Annotated in this window: 1 protein-coding gene and 1 pseudogene; both read right to left on the bottom strand. The window is 50.7% G+C overall.

The window, feature by feature from the left end; genetic code table 11:
* On the bottom strand, nt 1-448 hold a 448-nt coding region (locus ACOCD2_RS19215), incomplete at its 3' end, for a hypothetical protein (protein WP_305802224.1).
* Nucleotides 445-1606 (bottom strand): annotated as a pseudogene (locus ACOCD2_RS19220) (SAM-dependent DNA methyltransferase); the annotation flags it as partial. The pseudogene ACOCD2_RS19220 and the gene ACOCD2_RS19215, both read right to left, overlap by 4 nt.

Genomic DNA, 1606 nt, shown 5'->3' on the forward strand with positions numbered 1-1606 from the left:
CGATACTCAATATATCCGGAAGCCGCTTTGTTGACTTGGCTAGTCTTTCACCTTCGATACGAGGTCGTCTAACACCGCATTCTGTGAGGATATGGTCAATTTCATCAATGTTTGTTCCCGGTTCAAAAAGACACAGAACATGCATGCCTTTGCCGACATCGGCTTCGAACTCAAACCCCGGAAACAGGGTGATTTTGTGACTGATCTCGCTTTCGAGTTCATCAAAGGCCGATTGCAAATGAGGAATGAAACCCTTACTCAAAAAATTGTGATCAGTAATGCCCACCACATCCAGACCAGTGCGATAACAGGCTTTGGCGAATGCTTCGGCAGCTTCGGCTTCTTGCCCGTCTGCCATCCTCTCACCAAGCCAGTGGCGAGCATCCGCAGGGGTTTGCATCTGCAAATCGCATTTCAACCAGCGCATTCCCTTGTAATGAGGATTCATTCTATATTCTTCCGTGCAGTAAGTTTTTCAGCCAAGGTCAAATGATGATCGTTGATACGGTCGCCTTCTTTTCCTCCGTATTCTGGCCCGAGGTGATACCAAGGGGCGGTTTCAACATCTTTACCACGATCTTTGTTCCATTTGATATTGGGTTTGTCATGCAGTATGCCAGCGCCTTTCTTCTTGACATTGCCTACGGTCATGAAGGGACGAATGTTAAGTCGCACGCCGTCGTTTAGATCTGGGTTCCAGCCGATGGGTTGTTCTTGGAGGGGTTTCCAGCGGACGAAGATGTCGTGAGGCGCTTCACCCTTTTTAATCAGTTCCAGCTTTTTCTTGAGATTTTCGGCAGCGGCCAGTTTTTCTTCTGCACCGTCGATGCCAGCGGCAATATCCTGCTTCTGGCGCGTGATCCAATCGCCCAGATAAAGATAGATCAGACTTTCCATCAGCTTGGCGTCAAACTTGTGGTAGTTGATCAGCACCGAAAAGCCATCGCGCAAGCCATCCCAGATATGCCAGATAAAGGGACGGTTTTGGAACAGCTTGCAGTGCTGGGCGAAGAACTTGTCCCTGAGCCAGGTTTCCAGTGATTTGCCAGCGTGGCTGGCGTTTTTCAGCAGTTCGGCCAGAATGTCGTTGGACCAACCCTCACCCCCAGCCCCTCTCCCAGAGGGAGAGGGGTGAAGATTATAAGCGGCGGCAAGCAGATTCAATAGCCGATCAGCGGCGGCAGCCTCGCCTCGCACCGGCGGGATACAGACGATGCCGTCTTCATCGGCGAAAGGTAATAATGTTTCACAACGGTTCACCCATTCACGCTGCTCATCCGCCAGTTCCATCTCCGTATCCTGCTCGGCAGGCCAACGGTAGCCAAGGAGACGGGCAACGGCGACTTGCAGCACTGTATCATCGGTGCGCAACGAGCCGTGTGCTGTCCATTTTGTTTTTTCATCCCAGACCACCGAGCCGTAGGGATGGCCATGAAAAATCCATTGAGTGGGATCGTTGGAATAGGGCTTGGGCAGGCCGTTGGGGTATTTTTCTTCTGCGACTTTTGTCCAATGGTCGAGATCGAAGGGAACTTTGACCATTGTATGTGCAGCAACATCCAATTTCTGATTGAGCTTTCTTACTGCAGATAAATATGCACCTGAC

The sequence above is a fragment of the Thiolapillus sp. genome, from assembly GCF_048562965.1.
Lineage (GTDB): Bacteria > Pseudomonadota > Gammaproteobacteria > Chromatiales > Chromatiaceae > Thiolapillus > Thiolapillus brandeum_A.